Genomic DNA, 19,458 nt, shown 5'->3' with positions numbered 1-19,458 from the left:
GCCCTGTTGCGGGCAGAGAACATGCAGACCTGGAAGGACAATTAGGTTTCTATGTGAACACGCTGGCGCTAAGGACCCGCTTCAGCGGCAGTGAGAGCTATCTGCAACTGCTGGAACAGGTGCGACAGATAACAATGGCAGCTTATGAACATCAGTCGTATCCTTTTGATGAGCTGGTGGACACATTGCCACTGAAGCGTGATATGAGCCGTAGCCCGTTGTTTGATGTATGGATATTATTACTACAGGATAATCAACGTTTGGTGAACGGGAATTTTGGTGATGTGACAATAGCACCTTACGAATTGCCTGGGGAGATTACTACCAAATTTGACCTGAGCTTCACTTTTGAAACATCTGCATCTGGTTTGCTGGCATGCATCGAATATAACAGCGATATCTATAGTGTGGCTACTGCCAATGCTTTGCTACAACACTTAGGGCAGCTTTTGCAGGCTATCATTGAACGCCCCACTACACCGTTGATACAACTGGATTATTTAAGTGAAACAGAAAAATCGCATCTACTTTATAGCTTTAATGATACTGTTGCTGTTTATCCGGAAGATAAAACCCTGGTGCACCTGTTTGCAGAACAGGTAGCTAAAACGCCGGATGCGATAGCGCTGATATTTGAAGAGAGCTCCTTTACTTATCAACAACTGGATGCATACTCCAGCCAGTTAGCACATTATCTGCGTGAACACTATGCTATTGCAGCAGATGACCTGGTGGGGGTGCAACTGGAAAGAAGTGAACGGATGATCATTGCTTTGCTGGCGGTGCTGAAGTCAGGTGGGGCCTATGTTCCCATTGATCCTGACTTCCCGTCCGAACGTATTGATTATATCGTGTCCGACAGTGGTTGTAAAGTGCTGATCGATGAAGCAGAGCTGTTGCGTTTTAAAGCAGTGCAATCAGCATACAGCACCGCAACGCCGGCTATTGTTAACCAGCCGCAGGATCTGGCTTATGTAATTTATACTTCCGGCTCCACGGGTCGTCCTAAAGGTTGTATGCTGGAACACCGTGGTGTGGTGAACCGTTTGGAGTGGATGTGGCAGCATTACAATTTTACGTCTGCAGACATCATTTTACAGAAGACCACTTTCACTTTTGATGTATCAGTATGGGAACTGTTTCTGCCGCTGTGCTGGGGTGCCCGTATGGTGCTCTGCCACAAAGATGATATCGGTGCGCCGGAGCGTTTGCGTGCCTTAATACAACGTCACGGCATTACCTGTCTGCATTTTGTGCCCGGTATGTTCAATGCCTTTATTACTGCTTTATTTGAAGACGAAGATATTAGTGCTGCTTTAGATAGTCTTCGGCTGGTAGTGACCAGCGGGGAGGCATTGTCTGCCGAAACGGTACGTAATTGGTATGCCCGTATGGCCGCTCCGGTACATAACCTGTACGGGCCTACGGAGGCGTCTGTAGACGTTACTTATTACGCCACGCGCCCGGGTGATCAGCGGATTCCGATAGGTCGTCCTATCTGGAACACACAACTCTATGTGCTGGGTGCAGACAACGCGGTACAGCCGGTAGGCGTGGCCGGAGAGATCTGCATTGGCGGCGACGGGCTGGCCCGAGGCTACCTGCACAAACCGGAGCTGACGGCAGAGAAGTTTGTGCCGCATCCTTTTACGGCTGGTCGACGTATTTACCGCACCGGTGATATCGGTCGCTGGCTGCCAGACGGTAATATTGAATACCTGGGTCGTAAAGACGATCAGGTGAAGATCCGCGGCTACCGCATAGAACTGGGAGAGATAGAGAATGCCCTCCTGGGATGTAACGGCATACGTGCAGCAGCTGTCCTGGCTAAAACGGATCAAAGCGGCGAACGGGCACTGGTGGCCTTCTTCTCAGCAGCGGAACGAGTAGCCGTACCTGTTATCAAACAACATCTTGGTAAAGTATTACCGGCATACATGATCCCTGCGCATTATGTACAGCTTGAAAGTATCCCGCTACTGCCTAATGGAAAGATCAACCGCAAAAGTCTGGATCAGCTTGAAGGTGCTGTGGCACAGGAAAGTATTGGTTTTGTGCCACCGCGTAATTATACAGAGGAACAACTGATTATCATCTGGCAGGCACTGCTTAACAGACCTGCGATCGGCATAAAAGATCATTTCTTTGATCTTGGTGGACATAGCCTGAAAGCCACCCGCCTGGTTAATCTTATCTATAAACAGTTTGAGGTGAAACTGCCTTTACAGGCGCTATTTGAGTACCCGATGCTGGAAGATCAGGCCTTGCTGATTATGCAATCGCGTAAAACAACTTTTGCACCCATTGCTCCGGCGCCGCCGCAGGACGGTTATCCGCTGTCCTCTTCGCAACAGCGCCTTTGGGTACTTAGTCAGTTTGAAGATGGTAATGTTGCTTACAATATGCCAGGCCTCTTCAGCTTTGAAGGAGTGTTGGACACCAACGTCTTTGCCCGCGCATTCCAATCGCTGGTAAGCCGCCACGAAATATTAAGGACTGTATTTTATGAAGATGCAGACAGTGTGCTGAAACAGTTTGTATTGTCTGCAGATGCCTGTGGTGTGGACTTACAGCAAATAGACCTACGTAATAAACCTACACAACTGGAACCGCTTATTGCTGCAGATCTCATCGCTCCTTTTAGCCTGGAGCAGGGCCCATTGTTACGTGCAACGTTGTACCATACGGCACATAAAACCTGGGTATTCAGCTATGTTATTCATCATATCATCAGTGATGGTTGGTCCATGGGTATTCTCATGCAGGAGCTCATGATGTACTATCACGCCATCCTGACCGGGGAAGCCGCTCCGCTGGCGCCATTGCAGCTACAATACAAGGATTATGCGGTATGGCAGCAATTACAATGGGATACACCAGCCATGCGATTCCATCAACAATACTGGCATCAGAAGTTGTCAGGTGATCTGCCGGTACTTACACTGCCAACGGATTTCCCGCGTCAGCCAACCAAAACTTATAACGGCGCCTATGAACGTTTTCTCCTGTTAGCCGATGACCTGCAATCGCTGAAAGCGGTTGCCCACGCACAACGAGCCACCTTATACATGACGATGACGGCGTTGATAAAAATCCTGCTATACCGGTACACCGCCCAGGAAGACAGTGTAATAGGTACTCCTGTGGCAGGAAGATGGCATGCTGACCTTGAAAACCAGGTAGGCTTTTATGTGAATACGCTGGCGTTATATGACCGTATTAATGGCAAAGACAGTTTCGCAGATGTATTGTCTAAAGTGAAACAAACCGTGTTGGAAGCATTTGAACATCAAAATTATCCATTTGATAAACTGGTGGAAGAGCTGCAGGTGAAACGTGAAATGAACATGAATCCATTATTTGAGATCATGGTGGTACTGCAAAATAATGATGCTGCAGGGCAGTGGAAGGATACTGCATTTCATATTGCCCAACTCCCGGTGCCCTATAACACCAGCCGGTTTGACCTCAACTTCGATATGCAGGAAACACCTGCAGGGCTGCACATTACTATTGAATATAACAACGATTTATACGAGGCAGCATCTATACAACTGCTCCGGGAAAAAATGCTGGAGCTGGTCCGTTGTTTTATCGCTGATATCCATACTGTCATCGATGATTACGGATTACAGGGAATGTTGCCGGATGAAGTACAGCTGGGAAATTTCGACATGAATTTTTAGCCAAATAAACGTTATGGAAATGAAAAAAAACAAGAGTACGATCATTGTTAACTTCAAAAAACTGGTCGGTGCTGCTGCGCTTGAACTGGTGGAAGAACTTAACAAATCGGATGATATCCTGTTCGACAGATACGATATCATTCTCGCATTGCAGGCACCGGATGCGGTAAATGTGCCGCCCGCCTGCAAGTTCAGGATCTTTATACAGGATACATTTTCTGACGACAAAGACCGGTTCCTGGCATTCTTTCAGGATCATTCTACTTCGCATCCGTCGTCAGTTTCCGGAGTCATCCTCAATCATCCAGAGAAGAAACTCTCTGACGGAGAATTGGATGCCTGCGTGGAAAAGGCCAGGGCCCTGAATATAGACACCCTGATCTGCGCCACCACTATTGACGAAGCGATAGAACTGAACCGCTACGCACCACGCTATATTGGTATAGAAAGCGAAGCCCTCATCGGGAAAGATGATTCCTTTATCAATCATTGTCCCGGGATCGTAGCCGAAGCGCGCCAGCATATCCAGACGGATATCCTGATCGGCGCCGGTATTAAAACCCCGGAAGACCTCCTGCATGTGCTCAACACCGGAGGCGCCGGCGTACTGGTGTCCAGCCTTATTCTTAAATCAAAGCAGCCATTGAATACATTAATCGACTTCTTAAACTAATACATCATGGAGAAAGCATTATCATTCGACAAATTATCAAAAATAGGGAATACTGTATCTGTCTCACAACAATGTACAACATGTGGTTATCATCATGGCCTGGATGTAATGGTCAGCGCCTGTACCCAGTGCAAAGGCCGTCTGGAATATGTGTACAACGGAAAGTACAATGGAAAAACTTACCAGTCGCATGATAATATCTGGAAGAACTTTGACCTGATGCCGTTGCAAGACAGCCGTAATATTTTTTCGCTGGGAGAGGGTGGCAGCGAGATCATCGAGTTTGAGGAACTAAGTAGCGCACTCAATGGCGCGAGGTTGTTCATTATGATGGACAGCGATAAGAATCCCACCGGTGTGTTTAAAGACAGGGAGGCTTCCATTATCATGAGCCGCTGCAAAGAACTATCCGTAGACAATCTCGTTTTTTATTCTACGGGTAACACAGGCAGGTCTTACACCCATTATGCCGCACATCTGGGGCTTACGACCTATCTCTTTATGCCAAAGCAATGTCATTACAAGAATACGGAGCACATCAAAAAGAATAAAAATAATTTTATCATTTATGTAGATGATAACTATGCAGAGATTGCACCATTTGCCAAAAAATTTGCGGAACATAATGGACTGAATGTGATTGCGCCGTTGCATGACAGGAATGAAGCTTATGCTACCGTTGCCTATGAACAATTTCAGCAGTTGCCCAAATGCGATTATTTTGTTCAGACGATCGCCAGCGGAATGGGACCTATCGGTTTCCTGAAAGGGCATAAGAACCTGATCAAATTTGGCCTGGAAACAGCGGAGCAAATCCCACGTATCGTTTGTGTACAATCCAGTCAGATGAACGTAATGGCAGTAGCCTACAATAACGGAAAAAAAATATTGTATAAAGAAGATTTGCCTAAAGAGTTTCCGTCTGATTTGTACGAACCTACACTCAACTCTACTAACCCGGTCAACAATTACCAGGACCTGTACAACTGTTTGCAAACTACTAATGGTATCATCACCGATGTAGCGCCAGCCTATGTGGAACAGGAGTCTGCCCTGATTGTAGAAGCATTCAAACGCCGGAATATTTTACTTAGAACAGATGTAGAAAAATCTGTCCAAATAGAATTCGCAGGGCTTATCAGTCTCGCTGCCAAACAGCAATTTAAAAAAGATGATGTGATCCTGATGTTGGCCTGTGGCAGAGGAAAAGATAGTTCTACCAAACTGTATTCGCCGGATGCAGTGATCAATCCTGCCACCTGCGATACGGTGAAACTGAAAGAAGAACTGGATTCCCTGATCTAACCGTTTCGACTATATGAAAACAGTACTGGTGACTGGTGGTGTTAAAGGGATCGGACGTGCGATTTCTATGAGATTGGCTAAAGCAAAATACAATCTCGTTATCAACTACCACAGCGATGAAGCTGCCGCACAGGAAACACTGGCGGCTTGTCTTGGCGAACATCCTCAAGTGCTGCTGCACAAGGCGGATGTGTCGGATAGGGAGGAGGTGCAGCAGATGTTCCGCGTCATCGCTGATAAGTTTGGAAGTATTGATGCTGTAATTAATAATGCCGGCCGGAATATCGATAAGCCATTGCTGGAAATGTCTGAAAACGATTGGGACAGTGTAGTGGATGTAAATATGAAAGGGGTGTTCCTCATATCAAAAGCCGCAGCAGAATTAATGCTGGGCCGCGGTACCAAAGGACACATCATTAATATCAGCGCTACCACCGGCATCACCGGCAGAAAGAATGGTGTTAACTATTGCGCCTCCAAAGCGGGCGTGATCGTGATGACTAAATGCCTGGCAAAGGAACTGGGGCCGGCCATCCGTGTGAACTGCGTGATTCCCGGAATTACGAGGACAGCAGAGATCGAAGAACGCTTTAATCTCAGGGAATGCGAACAGCAGGAAGTAACCCGGAGAGGTATCCCGCTTGGGCGTGTGGGCGAACCATCTGATGTAGCCAATATCATCCACTTCCTGTTATCGGAAGAAGCAGGATATATCAATGGACAGAAATTTATCGTAGACGGAGGCGAATATATGTATTAGCATGAAACGGTTACAAGAAATTGCCAACAGCATTGAAAGCGTGGCCACTGCCATACTGGGTAATAGTTTGGTGCACTGGATAAAAGCAGATGCTACCCCCGTTACCAATATGGATATCGCCATACAATCTGCCATCATCGATATTATCAGGACAAATTTTCCCGGCGACAATATTATCTCTGAAGAAGAGGGTGGGAGCAGCTTCTGTCCCGGAGCGCATTATTCCTGGGTGATTGACCCCATTGACGGTACTGCAAATTTTATCGAAAAGAAAAAAGAATTCGGTATATCCATTGGCGTGATGAAGGAGAACCGCTTTGTGGAAGCGCTACTCATTTTTCCCGCCTTGCAGGAAAAATATTATGCAGCAGCAGGCGAAGGCATTTTTCTAAATGGGCAGCCGTTCCTGCCCACCCAACCGGATATGCAGCTTATAGCAAAGGAAGTGATACTCTGCTCCAAAACCATGCACCGATTAACGCCTTTATTCAAGGCTGAAGGCTACAACACCAGGTGTTACCGCTGCGCTACCTACAGTTTGCTTATGCTGTTAAAAGGACAGGCGGCGATGTATCACACCATCCATACCCGCCTGCATGACGTAGGGCCCATGTCTTTTATCATCTGCGAGGCGGGTATTATTAGTTATGACGGAAAAGGAAGGGAGTTGGCATTCTCTGCAAGTGAGGATGTTATTCCCTTCTTCCTGTCAACCGTGTATGAACAATTACCGGAAAAAATTTATGAGATACTGATGATGCCGATCGCGTAAAACAAATCATCAATTATGGATACTACAATAAGTATAAAGGAAAAGTTAGCGGAAGACTATTGGCTGCAAAGGCTCAGGAATGCCGGTGAAACAGCCGGCTCCAATGGCTGCTTCCGGCATGAGGATCATCCTGTTTTTGCACGGGTTGATATGGACATGCCGCCAGAAATATCTGCCGCCATGGACCGCATGTTTACCGGCGCCAGCAGCGCAACCGGGAAATTCCTGTTGTACCAGCTTGCCCTGAAGATCCTTTGTTATAAATATTCCGGTAACACAGATATAGTGGTGGCCACTCCCGGTACTGGTGAGGAAGGCAACAGCCGGCTGATATTCCTGCGCAGCCAGTTGGATGGGCAGCAGTTATTCAAGTCATTGATGTTGCAGGAGCAAGCTTCTCTGGCTGCAGCGTTGCAACACCAGCATGTTGACTATCACCGGTTGTTGAATAAAATATCGCTTAATAAACTGGTGGATGAGCAATACCTGCTCCGATTCGGTTTGTACGATGAAGCCTTCAATGGCTACAGCTCATTGCTGGATCAATGCTCCATACAGGTAGGATTGTTGCAGCATGGTTCTGTTACGCTGCGTTATGCGACGATGCTTTTTAAGCCGGCAGCGGTAAAGGATTTTCTCGAAAGTTACCTGGCCGTGTTACGGTTTTTGACTACTCATACCGGCGCGACTATTACTGAAGTGGATATCCTGTCCAACGATCAGCATGCGGTATTGCAACAGTACAGCAACCCTGAAGCCGTGTTTGAAATCCGGGAAACAGTACTGGAAAGATTTGCGGCACAGGTGAAGCAAACGCCCGCACATACTGCTATCGTGGCCGGAGAGGTACATCTCACCTATCAGCAACTGGATGAAAGGTCCGACGCCATAGCCTGGCACCTGCATCATCACTGGCAGGTAGGCGCCGGCGACATTGTAGCCATGATGCTGGTCCGCTCTGAATGGCTCGCGGTGATTACGCTGGGAATCCTCAAAACAGGCGCAGCATATGTAGCCATCGACCGGCAATATCCCGATGACAGGAAGCGGTTTATACTGCAAAACAGTAACTGCCGTGTATTGGTCACTGAAAAAGAAAATCTTGCTGATTGGTCCTGGTGGGAAGGTATAGTGGAAACAACGGATATCTTTCCGCAACAGCCGGCGGGTCCACTGCCGGAGCGCCAGCTGTTGCCAGATGATCCGGCATTTGTGATTTATACCTCCGGCTCAACAGGTCAACCAAAAGGAATACTGCAAACACATCGCTGCTTATATAATGTAGTGATGCGGCAGGTAGATCATGGTGGCTTTGAAAAAGGACTACGCGTATTACAATATGCTTCCCCAGGCTTTGATGTATTCATCGCGCATGAATTGTTTTTTGCGTTGTTATCTGGCGGTAGCCTTTATTTTATTAACGATGAACAACAGAAAGATCTTTCATTGCTGGGGAAATTTATTGCGGATCACGCCATAGAGTGGTTGTTGCTGCCGGTTTCTGCGCTGAATGCACTTGTGGAAGTCGCCGATGAACTGCATCTGGGTCATATCTCTCTTAAACATATTGTATCTGCCGGAGAGGCGCTGAATCCTGGTAAAGGATTGATCCGCTATCTCGAGAAAAATCCACGTATCAGGCTGCATAATTTTTATGGGCCTTCAGAAACACATAATGCAAGTAACTATACTGTTCCCACCGGCCAGTTGTTAGACAGGGAACAACCGGTAGGGCGGCCAGCTGCCAATACCTGGATATACATTCTTTCTGCCGACAGGCAATTGATGCCGGCGGGCATTCCCGGTGAACTCTATATTGCCGGCGCCGGGCTGGCGCTGGGATACATCGGACAACCGGCACTTACCGCAGAAAAATTTCTCCCCAATCCTTTTATCCCGGGCTCACTCATGTATAGGACCGGTGATCTTGGGAAGTGGTTGCCGGAAGGTAATATTGCCTTCCTTGGCCGTATCGATGAACAAGTGAAGATCCGGGGTAACCGTGTGGAACCAGGTGAGGTAGAAAATATTTTGTTGAAACACCCGTTGGTGAACCAGTGTGCGGTGATCACCCATGAAACAGATAACGTAAAAGAACTCGCCGCCTATTTTACCGCTACGGCTACGGTGGATGCTGCCTCATTAAGGGCATTCCTGCTGGAACGGCTGCCAGAATATATGGTGCCAGGTTATTTTGTACAACTTGAAAAATTACCATTGAATGCCAATGGCAAAATAGATCGGAAAAAACTCTCCGGCATCATTCCCTCCGGTGTGGCAGTGGCAGCGCCTTATATTGCCCCCCGCAACGCCACGGAAGAAAGCCTGGCCGCTATCTGGCGGGAGATACTGGATAGGGAGCAAGTCAGTGTTCGCGATAACTTTTTTACATTGGGAGGCCACAGTCTGAAAGCTACCAGGCTTGCCAGCCGCATACATAAACAGTTTCAGGTACGGCTTAGTTTAAATGAACTCTTCTCCTGCGTAGTCCTGGAAGATCAGGCAGCACTGATCGGGAAGGCGAGGAAACAGGCTTTTGAGGCGATTCCTGCAGTGGGGGAGCAACCGCATTATCCTTTATCATCTGCACAACAGCGGCTTTGGTTATTGAGCCAGTTCAACGAAATAAATGCGGCTTATAATATACCGGCCGTATATCAGTTGACAGGTCCCCTGAATGAACAGGCGCTGGAGCAGGCACTTGGCTTGCTTGTAGACAGGCATGAAATATTGAGAACTGTTTTCCGGGAAGATGAAACCGGGGCAGTAAAGCAGTTTATACTGCATCCGGCTGAAACAGGCCATGTGATAACTTTGGCAGATGACAGCGATGATAATCATCATCATCTGCAACAATTTATAGCGGAGCCATTTGACCTGAGCACCGGACCACTGCTGCGCGCCGCGCTCTACAGAAAAAATGCAGATACGCACGTTTTCTGCTGGGTACTGCATCATATCATCACCGACGGCTGGACGATGGATATCCTGATGGAAGAGTTGCTGGCCTGCTATATAGCCTGCACGAGCGGTAGTGCTCCTGCACTGCCTTCACTGGATATACAGTATAAAGACTATGCCGTATGGCAACAGGCCAGACTGGCGGATACAACGTATAACCATCACCGTAGTTTCTGGCTACAACAGCTGGAGGGTGGATTGCCGGCATTGGCGTTGCCGATAGACAAACCCCGTCCTGTTGTGAAAACATACAATGGGAAAACAGTAGTGCTTCGCCTGGAACCTGCGCTGACCAGGCAACTGGAGACGTTGTGCCTGCAGCACGGTGCTACTTTGTTTATGGGATTGCTCGCCGCTGTGAATGCTTTGTTGTACCGCTATACCGGTCAGCAGGATATGATTATCGGTACTCCCGTAGCGGGTCGCCTGCATGTGGATCTGGAGAAACAGGCCGGCCTGTTTTTGAATACACTTGCTTTACGCGTGGCTTTTCATAGCCACAGCAGCTACAAGGAGCTGCTGTTGAAAACAAAGGCGGTTACCCTGGATGCCTATGCACACCAGGAATATCCGTTTGAAACACTGGTGAATGACTTGTCGTTACCTCGTGATATGAGCCGGCATCCATTGTTTGATGTTTGGGTGGCCTTGCAAAATACAGGCGCCGGATACGCGGAAACCTATACTGCCGGAACGTTGCAGGTGAGCGGGTATAACGACGTGGCAGATGTCACCAGCAAATTTGACCTCTCTTTTACTTTTGCATCTGCGCAGGATGGGCTGCTGGCTGCCATTACTTATAACAGCGATTTGTTTAATGCAGATACCATTGAGAGAATGTCCCGCCATTTGAAGCAACTTGTCTTTGAAATGGTAAAGCGTCCTGATGTTCCTATACAGCAACTGGAATATTTAAATGAAGAAGAGAAATACGAGCTGCTTCATACCTTCAATGCAGCCGCTGAAAAGCCAGCTGCCACTGTGTTGATACCGGACTTGTTTCGCAGCGCTGTTGCAACTAACAAAGATCATAACGCCCTCTTGTATGGCGATCAGTATATTACCTATCGCCAGTTGCAGCAGCAGGCCGGCCGCATGGCTGCCTATCTGCAACTGGCCATGCACATTACGCCTGGTGACCTGGTGGCGATACAGCTGGAGCGATCAGCCGATGCGGTGATAGCTATGCTGGCGGTGATGTTTGCAGGTGCTGCATACCTCCCCGTAGATACCGGCTATCAACAGGAACGCATCGATCATATGTTGCGCGACAGTCAATGCAAACTGGTGATCAATGAAGCCTGGATTCAACACTATCATACACTGGAGCCATTGGCGGCTATAGCACCTGTGGAAGTGCTTCCTGACAACACCGCCTATGTGATCTATACTTCAGGATCTACCGGCCTGCCCAAAGGTTGTGAAGTGACCCATGCAAACCTGGCTTCCTATATAGGCTGGGCTAACCAGTACTATTTTGGGAATCAGGGACCAGCTGCTTTCGGATTATTTACCTCCCTTTCTTTTGATCTTACTGTAACCAGTATTTTTTGTACGCTTACACAGGGGGGATGTCTGACGATTGCTCCACCTGCGGAAGATCTGGCAGACACACTGGCATGGCAGTTTCATGCAGAAAGTGGTATCAACAGCATTAAACTCACGCCTTCCCACATCAACTTGTTGCAGCAGCTGGAGATCACTTCTGATAGCATGTTGTGCGCGATTGTAGGAGGTGAGGAGCTGACAGCCTCACATGTAAATATTTTGCGACAGATTAGTCCCGGTATTCGCATCTATAACGAGTACGGGCCTACGGAGGCCACGGTTGGTTGCATTGTGCAGCCAATAGCCGCCGCGCATACCGTGATGATTGGCCAGCCTGTTGATGCTACGGCCATTTATATCCTGGATGATGCACAGGGACTTACCTCTGTAGGTGTTCCGGGTGAAATATTTATTGCCGGTGCAGGTGTGGCAAAAGGATATCTCGGGAAATCCGAACTCACGCAGGAAAAATTTCTGGACTGTCCGTTCGGACCTTATCCGCGTATGTACCGGACCGGCGACCTGGCCAGGTGGCATGCCGGTGGCGTGATAGAATATCTTGGAAGGAAAGATGATCAGCTGAAGATTCGTGGCCACCGCGTAGAGCCCGGCGAAATTGAAAATGCACTGCGCAGCCATCCCCAGGTACTTGCAGCATTGGTAACAGCCAGGATGGATACTGCGGCCAACAAGGAATTGGTGGCCTATCTTATTTGTGAAGAAGGACTGCATGCCGGCGCTATCCGCGAGTACCTGCGCACGCTGCTGCCTGCCTATATGATTCCTGCGCATTTTGTACCAGTAAAGGAATTTCCGCTTACACGCAACGGGAAAATTAACCGCGCATTGTTACCCGATCCTTCTTCGTCTGCCCTCCTTACCGGTACGCCTTATGTGGCCCCCAGGAATGAAGTGGAGGAAAAACTGGTGAAGATCTGGGAAGAAGTACTGGCCCGCGAAAAGATCGGCGTGAAAGATAATTTCTTTGAACTGGGTGGTCATAGCCTGAAAGCAGGACAATTACTCACACGCATCAACCAGACTTTTCATATCCGCTTCAATATCCGCCATGTTTTTAATGAACCCACTATTGAACATATAGGAGAGCAGATTGGATTTGTGCTGCAACAGAAAGAACAGCAATTGAAAAAGGAAGCCCTAATACAAATTGACATATGAAAGAGCTATTAAAAGAGATCAGAGATAATAATGTTTTGCTGGAAGTGGTAGATGGACAACTGAAAGTGTTTGCCAGCGAATCACAGATCGCCCCGGCGCTAATAGCTGCCATCCGCGAGAATAAAAAAGAACTGGTACAGTTCCTTACCAGTAATAATAATACTGTTGAGGAAGATGAATACAGCATGGCTATTCCTGCGTTGCCCGGGGCTGACAGCTATCAGCTGTCGCCTGCACAGCAGCGGCTTTGGGTACTTAGCCAGTTCAGGGAAGGTAATATCGCCTACAACATACCCGGCGTGTACATACTGGAAGGTGACTTGAACATACCTGCATTGGAACAGGCATTTCAACGGCTGCCTGAAAGGCATGAAATATTACGCACTGTATTCAGGGAAGATGATGGGGGAGAAGTCAGGCAATTTGTTTTGCCAGTGGAAGATACCCGCTTTCAGTTAAGGCATGTGGACCTGCAACAGGAAACATCTCAATCCCAACGGCTGCAAGTGTTGGTGGAGGAGGAAGTGGCACAGCCTTTTGACCTGGCGCATGGCCCGTTGTTGCGTGGTGTGCTGTTCCGTTTATCTGAAAGCAAATGGGTTTTCGCCACCACATTGCATCATATCATCAGCGATGCGTGGTCTATGGGTATATTGATCCGGGAACTGCTGTTGTTCTACAACGCGTATGCGGAAGGCGTGGAAGCACCGCTGCCTCCACTGCGCATCCATTACAAGGATTATGCAGCATGGCAACGCTCACAGTCAGGCGTAGCTGCGCAACAGGATCACCGTGATTACTGGCTGCAGCAATTTGAAGGGGAACTACCTGTGCTGGCATTGCCCGCTGACTATCCGCGTCCGGCAGTAAGGACCTACAATGGAGGTACGGTGAGCCAGCATATCAGTGCTGTATTGACGAACAGGTTACAGGCGTATTGCCAGGAACAGGGCGCTACCTTGTTCATGGGATTGATGGCAGTATTGAATGCGTTGTTTTACCGTTATACCGGACAAGAAGATATTATCATTGGTAGCTCCAAATCCGGAAGAGATCATATAGAGTTGGAAGATCAGATTGGTTTTTATCTGAACACACTGGCGTTGAGAAACCGTTTCAGTGGAACTGACGGATTCCGACAGTTGCTGTCGGGAGTAAGACAGGTAACACTGGATGCGTATGAACACCAGTCATATCCTTTTGATAAATTGATAGACGAATTGCCTTTGCAGCGGGATACCAGCCGCAGCAGCCTGTTTGACGTGATCGTTGGATTTCAGCAGGCAGACGCCCATCCGGAACAATCGCGGTTAGGTGCAGTGACGGTGAGCCGCTACGAAGACTGGGAAGAACGATTCAATAAGTTTGATTTTACTTTTCTTTTCGCTGCAGGCGCAGACGGTATCCAGGTTAGTATTGGTTATAATAGTGACATCTATCATAAAGACACCGCTGTGCGCATGGCCGGTCATTTCGAGCAACTGCTGGCTACTGCATTGGCGCATCCCGATACGCCGGTGAACGAGCTGGATTACCTGGGGGTGGCAGAAAAACAGCAGCTGTTGGAAACGTTCTCTCACGCGGTGAATGGTTACCCAACGGAGAAAACCATACTAGATCTTTTTGCCGTGCAGGTGCAGAAAACACCCGATGCACCGGCACTGGCATTCAATGATACTGTTTTAAGTTACCGGGAGCTGGATCTTAAATCTGATATCCTGGCCAGCTATCTGCTGACGCAATATGAGATCATGCCCAATGATCTGATCGGCATCATGCTGGATCGTTCAGAAAATATGATCATTGCGATCCTTGGCATCCTGAAGACTGGCGGGGCTTACGTAGCTATTGATCCAGACCTTCCCAAAGCACGCAAGGCATTTATTATGCAGGATACCTTGATCAGGGCATTGATCACGCAAACGGATTATGTGTTTGAACTGGACTATTATAATGGGGCAGTGTATGCAATAGATATCCAGCTGGATGATACGGTGATTCCAGTAAAGCCCACCGTGGAATTGCATCCGCTTGACCTGGCGTATGTACTGTATACTTCGGGGTCTACAGGGCAGCCGAAGGGTGTGATGATCAGTCACTGTTCGCTGGTGGATTACAGCTACGGTGTGCGTGCAGTGACCAACATCGGCAGCTGCAAAACCTTTGGCCTGGTATCAACTATTTCGGCGGACCTGGGTAATACGGTGATTTATACCTCCCTGTTAATGGGTGGATGCCTGCGCATTTATTCGGCTGCCGATGTGATGAGCGCTGACCGTTTAGGCAGTGCGCCGGTAGATTGTCTGAAGATTGTGCCTTCGCACTGGAAAGCGTTGCAGTCAACAGACCGTTTATTTGCTCCGGCGAAGTGCCTGATTTTCGGCGGAGAGCAGCTGACAGCAGATGTGATAGATCATATCCGCGAACACAAGGGCAGTTGCGAAGTGTACAACCACTATGGTCCTTCAGAAACAACGATCGGGAAGTTATTACGCCGCATTGATGTTGCAGCTCCGAAAATTTCTCTTGGGATGCCATTCTGCAACAGCCGTGTGTATGTGCTGGACAAGCAGCTGCGTCCATGCCCGATAGGTGTAGCCGGAGAAATATGCATAGGTGGCGATGGCCTGGCGAATGGCTATCTGAACCAGCCGGAGCTGACGGCAGCCCGTTTTGTTCCCAATCCATTTGTAGGGGGTGAGCTGTTTTATAAAACGGGTGATCTTGGGCGTTGGCTGCCCGATGGCAGCATTGCATTCCTGGGCCGTAAAGACGACCAGGTGAAGATCCGCGGCTACCGTATAGAGCTGGATGAGATCACCGATGCGTTGCAGCAGCATCCGGCAGTGGATACTGCCGTTGTGCTGGCGTGGGATAACAAATTGGGAGAACGTGAGTTGGCCGCCTACTACGTAGCTACGTTGTCGTTAGGTACTGAAGAGCTGCGTACTTTCCTGTCGAAGTCACTGCCATCGTATATGCTACCCCGTTATTACGTGCAACTGGAGGCGATGCCGATTACTTCCAACGGTAAGATTAATCGCAAGCAGCTACCAGATCCAGACAGCAATGGTAACACAGATGAAGCCAGTTACATAGCACCACGGAACATCGTAGAAGTGCAGCTGGCGGAGATATGGCAGGAAGTATTGGGGAAAGAAAAGATTGGTGTAAAAGATAATTTCTTTGAACTTGGTGGCCATAGTTTGAAGGCTACCCGCCTGGCGAGCCAGATCCACCGGAAGTTTAATGTGAAGATAGATTTCCATGACCTGTTTACCAGTACAACATTGGAGGAACAGGCACAATTAATAACAGGTACACAGAAAACGCTTTTTGAACGCATCCATTCCGCGCCGGTACAACGTTATTATCCGTTATCTTCTTCCCAGCGCAGGCTCTGGGTATTAAGCCAGTTCAGAGAAAGTAATATTGCCTATAACGTACCGGGTGTCTATCTCTTTGAAGGTACACCTGACCGTGATGCGCTGGCCAATGCTTTTGATCAGCTCATCCTGCGGCACGAGATTCTCCGTACCGTTTTCCGGGAAGATGAAGCAGGTATTATCCAACAATTTATCCTGCCGGCAGAAGCCCTGGGCTTCCGGTTGCAATATCATGATCTGCGACAGACGGCTAATCAGGACGTTGCGCTGCAACAGCTGTTGCAACAGAAAGGAGGGCAGCCTTTCGACCTGGCTGCTGGTCCGCTGGTACGTGCTGCGTTGATCTGCCTGTCGGATCATCAATGGGTATTTACCTATACTATGCATCATATCATCAGCGATGGATGGTCGACCCGTATTTTGCTCAAAGAATTGCTGCTCTTTTATAATGCCTTCTGCGAAGGGGAGGTATACCCGGCGCTATCCGCTCTGCGCATACAGTACAAGGATTATGCGGTATGGCAACAGGAGCAGTTGCATAACGGCTCGTTTAATGCGCACCGGGAGTACTGGCAGCAACAGTTTTCCGGGGAGCTTCCTGTGCTGGATCTTCCGGGAGATCATCCCCGTCCTGCAGCGAAAACATACAACGGAGGCACTGTTTTCCATAAGTTTGATCCGGCTATGTTGAAGGCGCTGAAAGAGATCACCACGCGTCAGGATGCGTCGCTTTTTATGGGCCTGCTTGCAGCGGTGAACATCCTGCTTTACCGGCATAGCGGGCAGCAGGACTTGATCATTGGCAGCCCCGTGGCCGGAAGGAATCACGCTGATCTGGATGACCAGATAGGCCTTTATCTGAATACGCTGGCACTGAGAACACGATTCCATGCCACCGATAACTACCAGCAGCTGTTAGCAAATGTAAGAGCGATTACACTGGACGCGTATGAACACCAGTCGTATCCTTTTGATGAACTGCTGCACGATGTGAAGGTGAGCCGCGACATGAGTCGTACTGCCCTGTTTGACGTATTGATAGATCTGCACAACACGGGGCTGGACCTGACAGCAGAAGGACTGGCTGCAAAAGATTTGTCTATTCGCCCGTTCAGCGCAGGCAGCCAGGTGGTCAGTAAGTTTGATCTCACGTTCATGTTCATAGAAGCAGGCGAAGAACTGGCCATCTCCCTGGAATATAACAGTGATATCTATACGAAAAATACAGCGGAACGTTTTTGTGCAAGACTGGCAGTATTGCTGGACGCGATTACTAACGCTCCGGAAGTTCCACTGCAACAGCTGGACTGTATGGAGGAAGCGGAACGCCGGCAATTGCTGGAAACATTCAATGATATCCCGTTGAACTATACTGACTGCACAGATGTGTTGTCTTCTTTCAAAAACTGTGTAGAGAAATATCCGGATAGCATCGCGGTGGTGTTTGAGCAGTCGCAGCTGACCTATGCCATGCTGGACCAGTTATCGGATCAATTGGCCACGCAGCTGTACACGCAGTATCAGGTAGGCGCCGGTGATCTGGCAGGCATTATGCTCGACAGGTCTGACAAAATGATCATCGCTATATTGGGGATTCTCAAAACGGGAGCCGCTTATGTGCCGGTAGACCCAACCTATCCTGCTGCACGCAAGGAGTTTATTATACAGGATACCGGACTGAAGATACTGGTTACACAAACCTCCTACATTTTTGATATCGGTTATTATAAGGGAGATGTTTATGCCATTGACGTACAGCTGGATGGGGCGGCGGCAGATCCGGTGGTATTGCCTCCCGCAACGGATGGACAACAGCTGGCGTATGTAATCTATACTTCCGGCTCTACAGGTACGCCTAAAGGTTGTGCCATTACCCGCGATAACCTGGCTGCTTATATTCAATGGGCAGACCACTATTATTTTGCAGGCATAGAAAAGCCTTCTTTTGGTTTGTTCACGTCGTTGTCGTTTGATCTTACCGTGACAAGTATTTTCTGTAGTCTCACAATGGGCGGCAGTTTGCATGTGTATGATCAGCATGCTGCCATGGCAGATATTTTTACCCATTATTTTAGTGCGCAAAGCAGCAGCAATTGTATCAAGCTTACACCTGCGCATGTTAGTTATCTCCGTCATCTGCAACTGGTAGCTGATAATATCTGCTGTGCAATAATAGGAGGGGAACAGGTAACCAACGAGCAGGTAGGTATCCTGAAAAATATTCACCCGGGCATGGAGGTGTATAACGAGTACGGGCCTACGGAAACAACTGTAGGCTGTATCGTCACTGCGCTACAGCCGGAGAGGCCGGTGCTGATTGGTAAACCTATTGCCCGCACATCGATCTATATCCTGGATGAAGTGCAGCAGTTGGTACCTGTAGGTGTTGTCGGAGAGATCTATATAGCCGGCGCCGGTGTGGCAAGCGGCTATCTGCATCAGCCGGTGTTGACAGCGGAGAAGTTTGTGACCAGTCCTTTTACTGGTGGCCGCATGTACCGGACTGGTGACCTGGCCCGCTGGCTGCCGGATGGGAATATTGTTTTCATAGGCAGAAAAGATGACCAGGTAAAGATCCGTGGCTACCGCATTGAACTGGGAGAGATAGAGACGGCTGTTCTGGGCTGTCCTGGTGTAGAAGCTGCGGTGGTGCTGGCCCGTGCCGGAAGCGAAGGTGAAAAGGAACTGGCGGCTTATATCACCGGAAAGGATTTAAATGTAACGGATATACGAAATTATTTATCGGGCCTTTTGCCTGTTTACATGATACCCGCGCATTTTGTAGTGATGGAACAGCTGCCGCTGACAGCCAACGGGAAGGTAGATCGGAAACAGCTGCCAGACCCGCTTTATACCGGCATCAGCGTGGGTGTTGAATATGTTGCGCCCCGTACCGCTGCAGAAATACATTTGGCGGCAGTACTGGAAGAAGTGTTGAAGAAAAAACAGATCGGACTTCGGGATGATTTTTTCCTGCTGGGTGGCGACTCCATCAAATCTATCCAGGTAGTATCCCGACTGAAGCAACGGGGCTATTCCCTCAAAATACAGGACGTGTTGCTTACACCCGAGGTGGAGCAGCTGGCCGCCAAAATGGAAACGGTTACCCGTTATGCCTCTCAGGAAATGGTGACAGGCCTGATACCGTTTACACCTATCCAGCATTATTTTCTGGAGCAGGATACTGA

7 protein-coding genes are annotated in these 19,458 nt (G+C 48.6%); all 7 read left to right on the top strand.

Features of this window, described 5'->3' with window-relative positions:
* Positions 1–3,686 (top strand): amino acid adenylation domain-containing protein (locus AC1DFM_RS34435; protein WP_477081321.1); only part of this gene is annotated, 3,686 nt, incomplete at its 5' end.
* A 19-nt stretch (positions 3,687–3,705) separates the two neighbouring features.
* Positions 3,706–4,359 (top strand): beta/alpha barrel domain-containing protein, encoded by a 654-nt coding sequence (locus AC1DFM_RS34430; RefSeq protein ID WP_477081320.1) that lies wholly within the window; start codon positions 3,706–3,708, stop codon positions 4,357–4,359.
* Between the two features lie 6 nt (positions 4,360–4,365).
* Positions 4,366–5,664, top strand: coding sequence for a threonine synthase (locus AC1DFM_RS34425; RefSeq protein ID WP_477081319.1), 1,299 nt, complete (start codon positions 4,366–4,368; stop codon positions 5,662–5,664).
* A 13-nt stretch (positions 5,665–5,677) separates the two neighbouring features.
* Entirely contained in the window at positions 5,678–6,424 is a 747-nt protein-coding gene (locus AC1DFM_RS34420) for an SDR family NAD(P)-dependent oxidoreductase (protein WP_477081318.1), read from the top strand.
* Between the two features lies 1 nt (position 6,425).
* Complete coding sequence (locus AC1DFM_RS34415; protein WP_477081317.1) at positions 6,426–7,196, top strand: inositol monophosphatase family protein; 771 nt, start codon at positions 6,426–6,428, stop codon at positions 7,194–7,196.
* Positions 7,197–7,211: 15 nt separating this feature from the next.
* A complete protein-coding gene (locus AC1DFM_RS34410) occupies positions 7,212–12,884 on the top strand; it encodes an amino acid adenylation domain-containing protein (protein WP_477081316.1) in 5,673 nt (1,890 codons plus the stop codon).
* A partial coding sequence (locus AC1DFM_RS34405) for an amino acid adenylation domain-containing protein (protein WP_477081315.1) occupies positions 12,881–19,458 on the top strand: 6,578 nt, incomplete at its 3' end. The genes AC1DFM_RS34410 and AC1DFM_RS34405, both read left to right, overlap by 4 nt.

The sequence above is a fragment of the Chitinophaga sp. 05T412 genome (assembly GCF_056396465.1).
The sequence above is the reverse complement of the archived record's forward strand: the minus strand, read 5'-3'. Positions and strand labels throughout refer to the sequence as shown.

Bases quoted from the DNA above. Each gene is read 5' to 3' on its own strand.
- AC1DFM_RS34425 (WP_477081319.1), top strand. From the start codon at position 4,366: ATGGAGAAAGCATTATCATTCGACAAATTATCAAAAATAGGGAATACT.
- AC1DFM_RS34420 (WP_477081318.1), top strand. From the start codon at position 5,678: ATGAAAACAGTACTGGTGACTGGTGGTGTTAAAGGGATCGGACGTGCG.
- AC1DFM_RS34430 (WP_477081320.1), top strand. From the start codon at position 3,706: ATGAAAAAAAACAAGAGTACGATCATTGTTAACTTCAAAAAACTGGTC.
- AC1DFM_RS34410 (WP_477081316.1), top strand. From the start codon at position 7,212: ATGGATACTACAATAAGTATAAAGGAAAAGTTAGCGGAAGACTATTGG.
- AC1DFM_RS34415 (WP_477081317.1), top strand. From the start codon at position 6,426: ATGAAACGGTTACAAGAAATTGCCAACAGCATTGAAAGCGTGGCCACT.